Below are 12,899 nucleotides of genomic sequence, written 5' to 3'. Positions count from 1 at the left end.
ACACCTGAAGGCGCGGTCGAGCGATCGGGGCGCGCCGCGCCTGCGCGCCGTCGCGCTCCTGGCGACGCTCCTGACCCTCGCGGGCTGCGCCGAGCGTCCGGCGGGCGGCGCGTCCGTCACGCTGGTCCTCAAGTACGCGCGCATCCTCGGGCCCGCCGACCCCTTCCCCCGGCTCCTGCGAGAGTTCGAGGCGGCCCATCCGGGCGTGCGCGTCCGGGGCGAGGCGCTCCCGTGGACCTCCGACGAGCAGCACCAGTTCTACGTCATCAACCTCGAGGGGCGGAGCCCGGGGTTCGACGTCATGATGCTCGACGTCATCTGGGTGCCGGAGTTCGCCCGCGCGGGCTGGCTGCTCGACCTCACGCCGCGGCTCCCGCCGGACGAGCTCGCGCCGTACTTTCCGAGCACGGTCGAGGCCGCGACGTACGGCGGGCGCGTGTGGGCGATCCCCTGGAACATGAACGTCGGCCTCCTCTACTACCGCGCCGACCTCCTGGCGAAGTACGGTCTCCGGCCGCCCCAGACGTGGGACGAGCTGGTGGCGCAGACCCGCACCGTCCGCGCGGGGGAGCGCGACCCGAGGCTCGACGGCTATCTCTTCCAGGGCAAGCAGTACGAGGGCATGGTCGTGAACGTGCTCGAGGCGTTCTGGGCGAGCGGCACGCGCCTCGTCGCGGCGGACGGCACCGTCTTCCCGGAGCCCGCGCGCGCCGCCGAGGCGCTCGCGTTCCTCCGCGGTCTCATCGAGACCGGCGTGAGCCCCGCGTGGACGACGGCGGCCGACGAGGAGCTCTCGCGTCGCGCGTTCGGCGACGGCCACGCCGTCTTTCTCCGGAACTGGCCGTACGCGATGGATCTCTTCCAGGCGCCGGGCTCGCCCGTCCGCGGCCGTGTCGGGGTCGCGCCGCTGCCGGGGCGCGCGGGAGGCCCGCGGGGCGCGGGGTCCACCGGCGGCGCCCATCTCGGCGTGTCGCGCCGGAGCCGCCATCCCGAGCTCGCGGTGGCGCTGGCCCGCTTCCTCTCGAGCGCGCGCGCCCAGAAGGCCATGGCGCTCGGCGCGGCGCTCTCGCCGACGCGCACGGCGCTCTACGACGATCCCGACCTCGTGCGGCAGCGCCCCGGGCTCCCGCGGCTCCGCGCGCTGATGCTCGACGGGCGCCCGCGTCCGGTCACGCCGTACTACCTCCTGCTCTCCGCGACGCTCCAGCCGGAGTTCTCGGCGGCGCTCGCCGGCGTGAAGCCGGCGCCGCGGGCGATCGCCGACGGGCACGCGCGCCTCGAGCACTTCCTCGAGGCGCTCCGTTGACGGCGCGCCGGCGCGGCGACCGGCGGCTGGGGCTGATCCTATTGTCGCCCACGCTCGTGGCGCTGGGCGCCCTCACGGCGTTCCCGGGCCTCTGGGTGCTCTGGCTTTCGCTCCAACACCGCGTGCCCATCTTCGGCGTCGCGCGCTTCGCGGGCCTCGACAACTACGCCTTCCTCGCCGGCGACCCGCGCTTCTGGGGCGCCGCCCGCACGACCGCGCTCTTCACGGTCGGGTCGGTCGCGCTCGAGCTCGTGCTCGGCGTCGGCGTGGCGCTGGCGCTCGCCCGCCAGCGTCGCGGGCGGCGGCTCGCCCTGGCGCTCCTCCTCCTCGCGTGGGCGATGCCGGCGGTCGTGACCGCGAAGCTCTTCGAGTGGCTCTACCACCCGGCGGCGGGCCTCGTGAACGTCCTCCTCGGCGGCCGGGCGCTCAACTGGCTCGGCGACCCCGCGCTGGCCCTCCCGGCGGTGATCCTGGCCGACGTCTGGCGCGCGATGCCGTTCGTGGCGCTCCTCTGCTACGCGCGGCTCCTCGCGATCCCGGCCGAGCTCTACGAGGCCGCGCAGGTGGACGGCGCCGGACGCCTCGCCACGCTCGGGCGCATCACGCTGCCGCTCCTCGCGCGGATCCTGCTCCTGGCGCTCCTCTTCCGGACGCTCGACGCGCTGCGGGCGTTCGACATCATGTTCGTGCTGACGGGCGGCGGCCCGGCGGGCACGACCGAGACGCTCACCGTCTACGCCTACCGGGGCCTCTTCCAGATGCTTCAGCTCGGCTTCGGCTCGGCGATCGGCGTCGTCGTCTTCGTCCTCGTGATGGCCGTCGCGTGGGCGTACCTTCGCCGCGGCCGCGGGAACGCCGTCGCGGCATGAGGCGGGTCCGGACGAACGCGGCGGACCTCCTGGCGCTCGGCGCCCTCGCCGCGTACGCGGTCCCGTTCTTCTGGCAGCTCCTCACCTCGTTCAAGCCGGAGGCCGAGCTCCTGCGCCTGCCGCCGCTCCTCCCGAGCCGGCTCACGCTCGAGCACTATCGCGTCGTGCTCGAGCAGAGCCTGATTCCCCGGGCTCTCGTGAACAGCTTCGGCATTGCCGCCCTCACGACGCTGCTCGCCCTCGTCCTCGGGCTCCCCGCCGCGTACGCGATCGCGCGGCTCGCCGTGCCCGGCACGCGCGCGCTGCTGCTCGCGATCGTCGCGTCCACCGCGTTCCCCCAGATCGCCACCGTGAGCCCGCTGTACCTCCTGCTGCGGGCGCTCGGACTGCGCGACACGTGGACGGGGCTCGTCCTCGTCCACACCTCGTTCGCGCTGCCGCTGACGGTCTGGCTCCTCGCCGGGTTCATCCGCGAGATCCCGCTCGAGACCGAGGAGGCGGCCGCCGTGGACGGCGCGGGGCGGCTCGGCGCGCTCCGGTGGATCGTCGTGCCGCTGCTCGCCCGGGGCCTGGCCTCGGCGGCGCTGCTCACGTTCCTCTTCAGCTGGAACGAGTTCCTCTTCGCCTACACGTTCACCGCGTCAGAGGCGAGCCGCACGATCCCGGTCGCGCTCGCGCTCTTCCCCGGGGTCTTCGAAGTGCCGTGGGGCGACATCGCCGCGGCCTCGATGCTCGCGAGTCTGCCGCCCGTGCTGATCGTCGTCGGGCTCCAGCGCTTCCTCGTCAGCGGGCTCCTCGCGGGCGCGGTCAGGGACTGAGGCGCGCGCGCGGCAAAAGCGCGTAGACTTCGGCCAACACAGCGGGGTGGGAGGGACACCGTGACCATCAAGCGCATCATGCACGCGTCTGACTTCTCCACGGCCTCCGGCGCGGCGTTCAAGCTGGCGCGCGCGCTGGCGAAAGCGCTCCACGCCGAGCTCGTCCTGTGCCACGCCTACCAACCGATGCCGCCCGTCGCCGTCGGCGAGGGTTACGTCTCGCCCAGGGTGATCGAGCAGATCTGGACCGCGGCGCGCACGAGCGCCCGCGGGAGGCTCGAGCGCCTGGCCGCCGCGGCGCGGCGGGACCGCCTTCGCGTCTCGACGCTGCTCCTCCAGGGAGCGGCCGCGCCGGCGATCGTCGCCGGGGCCCGGCGCAAGCGGGTCGGGCTCCTCGTCCTCGGCACGCACGGGCGCACCGGCGTCCGGCGGATGCTGCTCGGCAGCGTCGCGGAGCGTGTCGTGCGGACCGCGCACTGTCCGGTGCTGACGGTGCGCTCGCGGGTGTGACGGCGGCGGGTCGCGGGCCAGGGCGAGCGGGGCGCGGCGCGGCCGAGGCGCGCGGGCGCGCGACCGCCAGGCGGAGCCCGAGGCGTGCTACAGTGACGTATCGCAGCACCCGGAGGTTCTCAACGTGACTGGAGCGCTCATCACGTTCGAGGGCGTCGAGGGGTCGGGCAAGACGACCCAGTTGCTCCGCCTCGAGCGTTGGCTTCGTACCCGGGGACACCGCGTGGAGCGGACCCGCGAGCCCGACGGGACGCGCCTGGGCGCCGCGGTGCGCGGGCTCTTCGAGCGCCCCCGCCTCGCCCCCGAGCCCCTCGTCGAGGTCTTCCTGTTCATGGCCGCGCGCCATCAGCACGTCACCGAGAAGATCCGCCCGTGGCTCGAGCGCGGCCGCGTCGTCCTCTCCGACCGCTACGCCGACGCGACCGTCGCCTACCAGGGCTACGGCCGCGGCGTGGACGCCGACCTGATCCGCGAGTTGAACGTGCGTGCGACGGGCGGCGTGCTGCCGGACCTCACGCTCCTCTTCGACCTCGACCCCGCGGAGGGTCTTCGGCGCATCGGCCGCCGCCGGCTCGACCGCTTCGAGCGCGAGAAGCTCGCGTTCCACCGTCGCGTCCGGCGGGGGTACCTCGAGATCCTCCGCGCCGAGCCGAAGCGCGTGCGCCTGATCCGCGCGACGCTGCCGCCGGCCGAGGTCGAGCGCCAGGTGCGGGCCGTCGTGGAGGAGTTCCTGCGTGGCGCTTGAAGGGATCTCCGGCCAGCCCCGCGCCGTCGCGCTCCTTTGCCGTGCGCTCGAGAGCGACAGGGTGGCCCACGCCTACGCGTTCGTCGGCCCCGCCGGCGCCGGGCGCATGACGACCGCCGTCGCCTTCGCCCAGGCCCTGCTCTGTCCCCAGGGTGGTTGCGGGCGGTGTAACGCCTGCCGCCTCGCGGCCGGGCGCCGGCATCCCGACCTCCACGTGCTCGTACCGACGCCGCCCGAGACGAACCCGAAGGGCGCGCGGGCGCTCCGTATCGGCGCGATCCGCGAGCTCGGGCGCGAGGCGTCGCTGCGCCCGGTCATGGCGCGCCGGAAGGTCTTCGTGCTCGACGAGGCCGAGCGCATGACCGGCGAGGCGCCGCAGGCCTTCCTGAAGACGCTCGAGGAGCCGCCGCCGGGGACGGTGATGATCCTGATCCTCCCGCGGGCGCGCGCGCTGCCCGCCACGGTGCTGTCGCGCTGCCAGGTCGTGCGTTTCGCGCCGCGCGGCGACGAGGCCGCGGCCGACGCCCGGACCCAGGCCTTCGAGCTGCTCGCCGAGGTCCGGACGAAGGGCGCCGACGAGATGTTCCGGCGCGCCGAGCGTCTGGACCGCGAGAAGGCCGAGGCGCTCGTGGACGCCTACTGGCTCTGGGCGCGCGACCTCCTCCTCGCCCAGGCGGGGGCGCCGGCCGGCCTGTTCGTCAACGCCGACCGCGCGGCCGAGCTCGCGCGCGAGGCGGAGCGCTGGACCCTCGCCGACCTCCTGCGCGCCGTCGAGCTCTGCCGCGAGGCGCGCGAGGCGCTCGTGCACAACGTGACGCCGCGGCTGACCGTCGAGGTGCTCTTGAGCCGCTTCGCCCTGCGGGCGGCATGAGGATAGATCCATGGACGAGTACCTGATCGGCATCCGCCTCCACGCGACCGCGCAGGCCGAGGACTACCGGCTCGGCGACGTCGACGCCCACGTCGGGGACCTGGTGCTGGTCGAGACCTCCGGCGGCGACGCGGTCGGCGAGGTGCGCCGGCCGAAGCGCGAGCTGCCGGAATTCAAGCGCGACCGCCTCTACCACCGCGTGCTCCGGCGCGCGACCGACGAGGAGGCGCGTGAGTACCGCGAGCGCCGCGCGAAGGAGGAGCACGCGGTCGGCGTCTGCCAGCAGCTGGCCCGCGGTCGCGGCCTCGCGATGAAGGTCGTGGACGTCGAGATGCAGGCCGGGGGGCGGCGCGTGGCCGTGTACTTCAACGCGGAGACGCGCGTGGACTTCCGCGACCTGGTCCGCGACCTGGCGCGCGAGTTCCGCGCGCGGATCGAGATGCGGCAGATCGGCGCGCGCGACACCACCAAGGTGCTTGACGGCATCGGGCCGTGCGGGCGCCAGCTCTGCTGCTCGTCGCATCTGCGCCGCTTCGAGCCGATCTCGGTGAAGATGGCGAAGGCCCAGGACATGCCGCTGACCGACAACCGGCTGCTCGGGAACTGCGGCAGGCTCAAGTGCTGTCTCCTCTACGAGTTCTCGACGTACCAGGAGCTCCGTGCCCGGCTCCCGCGCGTCAACACGCCGTGCCAGGCCTCGTGCGGCGGCGGGGGCTGCATGACCGGCAAGGTGCGGTCGATCCGTGTGCTGAAGCAGTCGGTCGTCGTCGGCTTCCCCGACGGGACGGAGGCCGAGGTCCCGCTCGACCAGCTCACCTGGGAGGGGCGGTCGCACGTGCAGGCCCAGCTCGAGGGATCGTGACCGCTCGCGCGTTCTATCTCACGACGCCGATCTACTACGTCAACGACCGCCCACATATCGGGCACGCCTACACGACGATCATGGCCGACGCGATGGCGCGCTGGCGCCGGCTCGCGGGCGACGAGGTCTTCTTCCTCACCGGCACCGACGAGCACGGCGAGAGGATCGCGCAGATCGCGGCGGCGGCCGGGGTGTCGCCGAAGGAGTACGCCGATCGGATCTCGGGCGTGTTCCGCGAGACGTGGAAGACGCTCGGCATCTCGAACGACGATTACATCCGGACGACCGAGCCGCGTCACGAGAAGGTCGTCCAGGCGGTCCTCCAGACGCTGTGGGACAAGGGCGAGATCTACCTCGGCACCTACGGCGGCCACTACTGCTTCGGATGCGAGCGCTTCTACACCGAGAAGGAGATCGTCGACGGCAAGTGCCCCGACCACCAGACCCCCCTCACGTGGATCGAGGAGGAGAACTACTTCTTCAAGATGTCGAAGTACCAGGCGTGGCTGATCCATCATGTCAACGACCACCCTGACCTCGTCCGCCCCGAGCGCTACCGCAACGAGATCCTCGGGTTCCTGCGCGATCCGCTCCAGGACCTCTCGATCAGCCGCCCGCGCCGCCGGCTCGAGTGGGGGATCCCGCTCCCGTTCGACGACAAGTACGTCACCTACGTCTGGTTCGACGCGCTGATCAACTACGTCTCCGCGCTCGGCGGCCCGGGCGCCGCCCGCTTCGACAAATTCTGGCCGAACGTGCGGCACCTGATCGGCAAGGACATCCTCAAACCCCACGCCGTCTACTGGCCCTGCATGCTGCACGCGGCGGGGCTGCCCGTCTTCCAGCACCTCGACGTCCACGGCTACTGGACGGTCAACGGTCAGAAGATGTCCAAGAGCCTCGGCAACGTCGTGGACCCGCTCGCGATGCAGGCGAAGTACGCCGAGGCGTTCCGCTACTTCGTGCTGCGTGAGCCCGTGTTCGGCCTGGACGCCGACTTCAGCGAGGCGGCGCTCGTCGGCCGGCTCAACGCCGACCTCGCCAACGACCTGGGCAACCTCGTCTCGCGCGCGACGACGCTGATCGTGAACATGGCCGAGGGCAGGGTGCCGCGATGGCATCAAGACGTTGTAGCTCCGCATGGCACCGTCCCCCAGCTGAGACCGGACTTCGAGCGCGCAAAGGCCGGGGTCGAGGTTGCCATGGCCGAGTTCGCGTTCCAGAAGGCGTTCACGGCTATCTGGGAGTTCGTCGGCGCGGTGAATCGCTTCGTCGATACGGCGCAGCCATGGGTCATCGCCAAGCAGCTCGAGCCGGTCGGTCGGCCGAGACTGAGCACGGTCCTCTACTCCCTCGCCGAGTCTCTACGGCTGCTCGGGATCCTCCTGGCGCCATTCCTGCCGGACGCCGCGGCGAAGATCAATACGGCGCTCGGTCAAACGGGCGAGCCGAAGCTCGCCGACGCCGAGTGGGGGCGCCTCGAGGCCGGCACCCAGGTCGCGAAGGTCTCCGGGCTCTTCCCGCGCGTCGAAGACAAGAAGGCGGCCGCGCCCACGGCGGACGCGCCTGTCCCCGCGGGCGCCCGCATCAGCATCGACGACTTCGGGAAGGTCGACCTGCGCGTGGCGGAGATCGTCGCCGCCGAGCCCGTGCCGAAGTCGAAGAAGCTCCTGAAGCTCACCGTGTCGCTCGGCGCCGAGCAGCGCACGCTCGTCGCCGGGATCGCCGAGCACTACGCGCCGGCCGACCTCGTCGGCAAGAAGGTCGTCGTCGTCGCGAACCTGGAGCCGGCGAAGCTCATGGGCGTCGAGTCCAACGGCATGGTCCTGGCGGCGTCCACCGAGGGCAAGCTCGCGGTGCTGACGCTCGACCGCGACCTCCCGCCCGGGGCGAAGATCCAGTGACGCCCGCGCGGCTCACCGACGACGAGTACGTGGACGCCATCGTCCAGGTGGCCGGGGCCGACCCGACCATCGCGCGCGTGCTGCGCGAGATCGTGAGCCTCGACGCCCCGGTGCGCGCGAGCGCGCTCGACCTGGTGGGCGCGCACCTCAAGGTCCACTCCGCGGCGGGCGACGTGCTGGACTGCGTGGACGCGCTCAAGCGCGACGCGGTCGCGCGCCGGCTCGCCGAGCGCCTCGGCTCGGCGGACGCGCCGACCCCGGGCGTTCCCCCGGCCGCCTAGCTCGGGACGCGGCCCCCCTCCGTGCACGAGGTCCTCTCGTGGCTGGGTAGCTGGGGCGTCTCCTTCGCGTCGCTCGGGGGCGGCGTGCTCACGCTCTTCGTCTTCCGCCGCGGCCTGCCGAACGTCGGGTGGATCGTCGGCTATCTCCTGATCCTCGGGCTCCTGTTCGCGCTGATCACCGAGGTCCGACGGCCCCTCGAGGAGTCGGGCCGGCGCTCTGGCCGCTGGTTCGTGGGCGCGGCGGATTACACCATCCAGACCCTCTTCCACGGCCTGCTCCTGTTCGTGCTCCCGGCGTACTGGGCGGCGACGACGCTCCGCTCGCTCAACGCGCCGTTCTTCGTGCTCCTCGTGGCGCTGGTACTCCTCGCGACCTTCGACCCGTGGTACCGGGCGCTCGTCCACCCGCGGCCGTGGCTCGGCCACGCGTTCTTCGTCGTCTCGGTGTTCGCCGCGCTGAACGTGGCGCTGCCCCTCGTCGGCCTGCCGCCGTTCCCCTCGCTCGTCGCCGCCGCCTTCCTGGCCTCGATCGCGCTCACGCCGGTCGTCCGGCGCGCGCGGCAGCTCTCGTGGGCGGGCGCCCTCCAGGTGACGGTCGTGGTCGGCGTCGTGGCGGCGACGGCGGCCGGCGCCGGGCGCGCTTTCATCGCGCCCGTGCCGCTGTTCGTGGCGAGCGCCGAGGTCCGGTGGGCCGTTGGCTCCATCGAGTCGCTCGAGCCGGTGCCCGACGCGATCCCCGCGGGCGCGCTGAAAGAGCGGGGCCTTGTCGCGTACACTCCCATCTACGCGCCGGCGGGCCTCTCCCAGGGGGTGAGCCACGTGTGGCGCCAGAACGGAGCGGTGGTGGAGGCGGTGAGCCTCTCGCCCGTCCGCGGCGGCCGCCGGGAGGGGTTTCGGACGTACTCGCGCAAGACCGCGTTCCCGGCCGATCCCGTCGGGCGCTGGACGGTGGACGTGACGACGAGCGCGGGACAGCTCATCGGACGGCTGAGCTTCCGGGTGATCCCGTGAGACCTTTGACCAGAGGAGGAGGACGTCATGGCTGAGACCGTGCGGACGATGGATTACTTCTACGTGATGGTGCCCGACAAGCCGGGCGAGGGCGCGCGCATCCTCGCGGAGCTCAAGAACGCGGGTGTGAACCTCATCGCCTACTCGGGCTTCCCCGAGGGCCGCGGCGCGCAGCTCGACTTCGTCCCGATGAATTCCATGGCCTTCAGGGACGTCGCGAAGCGGATGAAGTGGAAGGTCAAGGGGCCCAAGCGCTGCTTCATCATCGAGGGCGACGATCGCATCGGCGCGTGCGCCGAGGTCCTCGGCAAGCTGGCGGCGGCGAAGGTGAACGTGGTCGCGATGGACGCGGTCGCGGCGGGCGCGGGCCGCTGGGGCGCGATCCTCTGGGTGGCGCCGGGCGGCGTGAAGAAGACCGCGGCGGTCCTCGGCGCGATGTGACGCCGGACCTCTTCGACACGCACGCGCACCTCCACTTCCCGGAGTTCGCGGACGATCTCGACGCCGTCCTCGCGCGTGCCCGGGCCGCCGGCGTCCGGCGCATGCTGACCATCGGGACGGACGTCGAGACCTCGCGCGCGGCGGTGGCGCTGGCCGCGCGCGAGGCCGACGTCTGGGCGGCCGTCGGCATCCACCCCCACGACGCGTCCCGGGCGGACGACGCGGCGCTCGGCGAGATCGAGCGGCTCGCCGCGGCGCCCCGCGTCGTCGCGATCGGCGAGTGCGGCCTCGACTTCTTCCGCAACCTGTCGCCCCGCGACGCCCAGGAGCGCTGCTTCCGGGCCCAGCTCGCCCTTGCGCGCCGCGCGGGGAAGCCCGTGCTCGTCCACTGCCGCGACGCCCACGCGGAGACGCTCGCGATCCTCGCCGAGGCGCCTGCCGGCGAGACCGGCGGGATCATGCATTGCTTCTCGGGCGACGTGGAAATCGCCCGGCGCTGCCTCGACCTCGGCCTCCTGATCTCGCTCGCCGGGCCCGTGACCTACCCGAAAGCGCGCGCGCTGCCAGACGTGGCGCGGTTCGTCCCGGCCGACCGCCTCGTCGTCGAGACGGACTGCCCGTTCCTGCCGCCGCAGCCCCACCGCGGCAAGCGCAACGAGCCCGCGTACCTCGCGATCACCGCCGCGCGCGTCGCCGAGCTCCGCGCCGAGCCCCTCGAGGTGGTTGCCGCGCGCACGGCGGAGAACGCCCGGACGCTCCTGGGCGTCCCGTGACCGACGCGCTCGCGCTGGCCCGCCTCCTCGCAGGCCGCTCGAACGGAGAGCGTGAGGCGGCCGTGGCGCGCCGGCTCGCCGCGCGCGGCGTGCCGTTCACGCGCCACCGCTTCGACGTCGCGGAGGGCCGCGGCGAGACGTTCGCCGTGGACCTCGGGTCCGGCGACCGCGTCCTGGTCCTCTGCGCCCACCACGACGCGGTGCCCGGAAGCCCCGGCGCCAACGACAACGCCGCGGCCGTCGGCATCCTGCTCGACCTCATCGAGCGCGTCGCGCCGCCGTCCCGGCTCCGCGTGAGGCTCCTCTTCACCGCGTGCGAGGAGCTCGACTACCTCGGCGCGCGCGAGTACGTGCGCGAGGTCGGCGTGTCGGGCATCGCGGGCGTGCTCTCGCTCGAGCTGTGCGGCATCGGCGACAGCCTCGTCGTGTGGGACGCCGGCGAGGAGACGCCGCTCACGAGGACGCTCCGCGGGGCGTTCGAGGGGCTCGGCTGGAGGAGCGACGAGCGCTACCACGTCGTGGGTCGCATCCCGCGCTTCGGGAGCGACCACCGCGCCTTCGCGGCCGCGGGCGTGCCCGCGTACGGGCTCACCGTCGTCCCGGCGGCGAAGGCCGAGGCGCTCCGTCGGTTCATCTTCAATCCGGTGTGGGGCGCGCTCCGGTTCGCCTTCCGCCGCCCCCCGCCCTTCGACACGTATCACACGGCGCGCGACGGCCTGGCGACGCTCGAGCCCGGCGCGCTCGACCTCACGGCGCGGGCCCTCGAGGCGATCGTCGCGACGGGCCCGTAGAACGACCATGCGACTTGGGGTCGGGATCGTCGGCATCGTCCTGATCGCGGCCATCATCTGGGACGCGTTCGAGGCACTCGTGCTGCCACGCCGGGTGACGCGACGGCTGCGTCCCACGCGGTGGTTCTACCGCTCGACCTGGGGCGTCTGGTCCGCCATCGCGCGCCGGCTGCGCCAGGGGGGACGCCGTGAGACCTATCTCAGTTTCTACGGCCCACTCTCGCTGTTTCTCCTTCTCGCCATGTGGGCGGCGAGCCTCATCATCGGCTTCGGGATGCTGCATTGGGCGTCTGGCTCGAGCCTCGTCGTCCAGGGCGCCGGCGCGACGTTCTGGGACGACCTCTACATGAGCGGGACGACGTTCTTCACACTCGGGCTCGGCGACGTGGTGCCGCGTCGCTCACTGGCTCGAGTGCTCACCGTGGTGGAGGGTGGCGTGGGCTTCGGGTTCCTCGCGGTCGTCATCGGCTACCTGCCGGTGCTCTATCAGGCGTTCGCGCGCCGTGAGGTCAGCATCACGCTGCTCGACGCCCGCGCCGGCTCACCGCCGAGCGCGGGCGAGCTGCTGAGGCGCAACGGACGGGACACGCAGGCGCTGGCGCAGCTCCTGCACGAGTGGGAGCGCTGGTCCGCCGAGATCCTCGAGTCGCACCTGTCCTACCCGGTGCTCGGCTACTTCCGATCGCAGCACGACAACCAGTCCTGGCTCGCGGCCCTCACGGCGATCCTGGACTCCTGCGCCCTGGTCATCGTCGCCATCGAGGGCGCCTGCGCGCGTCAGGCGCAGCTCACGTTCGCGATCGCCCGGCACGCGGCGGTGGATCTCGCCCAGGTGCTCGGTGCGCCGCCGGGGGCCTCCGTGGGCGATCGCCTGCCGCCCGCTGCGTACGCGCGTCTCCGGTCGCGTCTCGGGGAGGACGGCGTGATCCTCGCTGGCGGCGCGGCGGCTGAGGCGCGGTTCGCCGCGCTCCGGCGCATGTACGAGCCGTACGTCACGGCTCTCGCCGCGCGTCTCCTCATGCCGCTCCCTGAGTGGGACGCGTCGGCGGCGGGCGACAACTGGCGGACGAGCGCGTGGGAGCGTCGGGTCACGAACGGCGGCGCGCTCGGGGAGCGCGACGTCCACGACGACGCCTGACGCCGGGCTACGGGAAGCTCGGGCCGGGCGCGATGCGGGCCAGGAGGATGCGGCTTCGTTGAGCCTCGCTCTCGGGCACGAGGATCACGACCTCGCCCTGAGCGCCCACCGTGAACGGGTGGACCGAGTGGGCGATGCGCGAGCGGAGGAGCGCCGGGATCCCCTCGCTCTCGAGGAGGCTCCTCACGACGAGCGCCTCGGCCCGATCGCAGCGGTGGACCTCGGCGAGCGCGCGCTCGTCGGGCGGCTCGGCCGGCGGCCTGGGAAACTGGATCACCTTGGCCCGTCGTGGCATAAGCTCGCCCCTAGTATGCGGCATCCGCTGAGGAGAGTCCTCTACGGGATGCCCACCCTGATGGCCGGCCAGATCATGGTGATCATGGCCGGCGAAGTTCGCGACCGGGGGCTGCTGGGCTACCGCTGAGCGCGGTACAATCGGGCCACCTGGCCGGTGGGAGGCTCCTCATGGAGAAATACGAGTACTTCAGCGGCACCCCCGAGGTCGGCATCGTCCCGAAGGCGCCCCACTCGGGCCCGCTGGTCCGCCAGGTCTACGAGCAGGAGCACGGGCGCGGCGGG

Annotated in this window: 15 protein-coding genes; 14 read left to right on the top strand and 1 reads right to left on the bottom strand. The window is 72.9% G+C overall.

The window, feature by feature from the left end:
- Positions 1 to 4: 4 nt before the first annotated feature.
- The 14 genes from VKG64_01680 (at position 5) to VKG64_01615 (ending at position 12,320) form a co-directional block, all read left to right on the top strand.
- The gene (locus tag VKG64_01680) at positions 5 to 1,306 is read left to right on the top strand and encodes an ABC transporter substrate-binding protein (protein ID HKB23736.1); all 1,302 of its coding nucleotides are present in this window, start codon (positions 5 to 7) and stop codon (positions 1,304 to 1,306) included.
- The gene (locus tag VKG64_01675; GenBank protein ID HKB23735.1) at positions 1,303 to 2,175 is read left to right on the top strand and encodes a sugar ABC transporter permease; all 873 of its coding nucleotides are present in this window, start codon (positions 1,303 to 1,305) and stop codon (positions 2,173 to 2,175) included. Before VKG64_01680 ends, VKG64_01675 begins: the two co-directional genes overlap by 4 nt.
- On the top strand, positions 2,172 to 2,993 hold the full coding sequence (locus VKG64_01670) for a carbohydrate ABC transporter permease (protein HKB23734.1): 822 nt from the start codon (positions 2,172 to 2,174) through the stop codon (positions 2,991 to 2,993). Before VKG64_01675 ends, VKG64_01670 begins: the two co-directional genes overlap by 4 nt.
- Before the next feature lie 60 nt (positions 2,994 to 3,053).
- Positions 3,054 to 3,503: a universal stress protein gene (locus VKG64_01665; protein HKB23733.1), complete on the top strand. Its 450-nt coding sequence runs from the start codon at positions 3,054 to 3,056 to the stop codon at positions 3,501 to 3,503.
- A 124-nt stretch (positions 3,504 to 3,627) separates the two neighbouring features.
- Positions 3,628 to 4,248 carry a dTMP kinase gene (gene tmk, locus VKG64_01660; GenBank protein ID HKB23732.1) on the top strand — a complete coding sequence of 207 codons (621 nt, stop codon included), beginning with the start codon at positions 3,628 to 3,630 and terminating at the stop codon, positions 4,246 to 4,248.
- Positions 4,238 to 5,119 carry a DNA polymerase III subunit delta' C-terminal domain-containing protein gene (locus VKG64_01655; GenBank protein HKB23731.1) on the top strand — a complete coding sequence of 294 codons (882 nt, stop codon included), beginning with the start codon at positions 4,238 to 4,240 and terminating at the stop codon, positions 5,117 to 5,119. The genes tmk and VKG64_01655 overlap by 11 nt, the downstream gene beginning before the upstream one ends.
- Positions 5,120 to 5,129: 10 nt before the next feature.
- Positions 5,130 to 5,981 carry a regulatory iron-sulfur-containing complex subunit RicT gene (ricT, locus tag VKG64_01650; protein ID HKB23730.1) on the top strand — a complete coding sequence of 284 codons (852 nt, stop codon included), beginning with the start codon at positions 5,130 to 5,132 and terminating at the stop codon, positions 5,979 to 5,981.
- A complete protein-coding gene (gene metG / locus VKG64_01645; protein HKB23729.1) occupies positions 5,978 to 7,885 on the top strand; it encodes a methionine--tRNA ligase in 1,908 nt (635 codons plus the stop codon). The genes ricT and metG overlap by 4 nt, the downstream gene beginning before the upstream one ends.
- Entirely contained in the window at positions 7,882 to 8,166 is a 285-nt protein-coding gene (locus tag VKG64_01640) for a hypothetical protein (GenBank protein ID HKB23728.1), read from the top strand. Before metG ends, VKG64_01640 begins: the two co-directional genes overlap by 4 nt.
- Positions 8,167 to 8,187: 21 nt before the next feature.
- The gene (locus VKG64_01635; protein ID HKB23727.1) at positions 8,188 to 9,177 is read left to right on the top strand and encodes a DUF2914 domain-containing protein; all 990 of its coding nucleotides are present in this window, start codon (positions 8,188 to 8,190) and stop codon (positions 9,175 to 9,177) included.
- 27 nt (positions 9,178 to 9,204) lie between these two features.
- On the top strand, positions 9,205 to 9,618 hold the full coding sequence (locus VKG64_01630; protein ID HKB23726.1) for a hypothetical protein: 414 nt from the start codon (positions 9,205 to 9,207) through the stop codon (positions 9,616 to 9,618).
- The gene (locus VKG64_01625) at positions 9,615 to 10,391 is read left to right on the top strand and encodes a TatD family hydrolase (protein HKB23725.1); all 777 of its coding nucleotides are present in this window, start codon (positions 9,615 to 9,617) and stop codon (positions 10,389 to 10,391) included. Before VKG64_01630 ends, VKG64_01625 begins: the two co-directional genes overlap by 4 nt.
- Positions 10,388 to 11,182 (top strand): M28 family peptidase, encoded by a 795-nt coding sequence (locus VKG64_01620; GenBank protein HKB23724.1) that lies wholly within the window; start codon positions 10,388 to 10,390, stop codon positions 11,180 to 11,182. Before VKG64_01625 ends, VKG64_01620 begins: the two co-directional genes overlap by 4 nt.
- A 7-nt stretch (positions 11,183 to 11,189) precedes the next feature.
- Positions 11,190 to 12,320, top strand: a complete 1,131-nt coding sequence (locus VKG64_01615) for a potassium channel family protein (protein HKB23723.1) — start codon at positions 11,190 to 11,192, stop codon at positions 12,318 to 12,320.
- Between the two features lie 7 nt (positions 12,321 to 12,327).
- Here VKG64_01615 and VKG64_01610 read toward each other — a convergent pair whose 3' ends face one another.
- Positions 12,328 to 12,615 (bottom strand): DUF2007 domain-containing protein, encoded by a 288-nt coding sequence (locus tag VKG64_01610; protein HKB23722.1) that lies wholly within the window; start codon positions 12,613 to 12,615, stop codon positions 12,328 to 12,330.
- Positions 12,616 to 12,899 lie beyond the last annotated feature (284 nt).

The sequence above is a fragment of the Candidatus Methylomirabilota bacterium genome (assembly GCA_035260325.1).
In the GTDB taxonomy this organism is placed as follows: Bacteria; Methylomirabilota; Methylomirabilia; order Rokubacteriales; family CSP1-6; genus AR19.
This window is presented reverse-complemented; position numbering and strand designations above follow the sequence as displayed.

What these genes read in the sequence shown, in the direction of transcription:
- ricT (HKB23730.1), top strand. Translation starts at nt 5,130, where the DNA reads ATGGACGAGTACCTGATCGGCATCCGCCTCCACGCGACCGCGCAGGCC.
- VKG64_01615 (HKB23723.1), top strand. Translation starts at nt 11,190, where the DNA reads ATGCGACTTGGGGTCGGGATCGTCGGCATCGTCCTGATCGCGGCCATC.
- VKG64_01610 (HKB23722.1), bottom strand. Translation starts at nt 12,615, where the DNA reads ATGCCACGACGGGCCAAGGTGATCCAGTTTCCCAGGCCGCCGGCCGAG.
- VKG64_01630 (HKB23726.1), top strand. Translation starts at nt 9,205, where the DNA reads ATGGCTGAGACCGTGCGGACGATGGATTACTTCTACGTGATGGTGCCC.
- VKG64_01670 (HKB23734.1), top strand. Translation starts at nt 2,172, where the DNA reads ATGAGGCGGGTCCGGACGAACGCGGCGGACCTCCTGGCGCTCGGCGCC.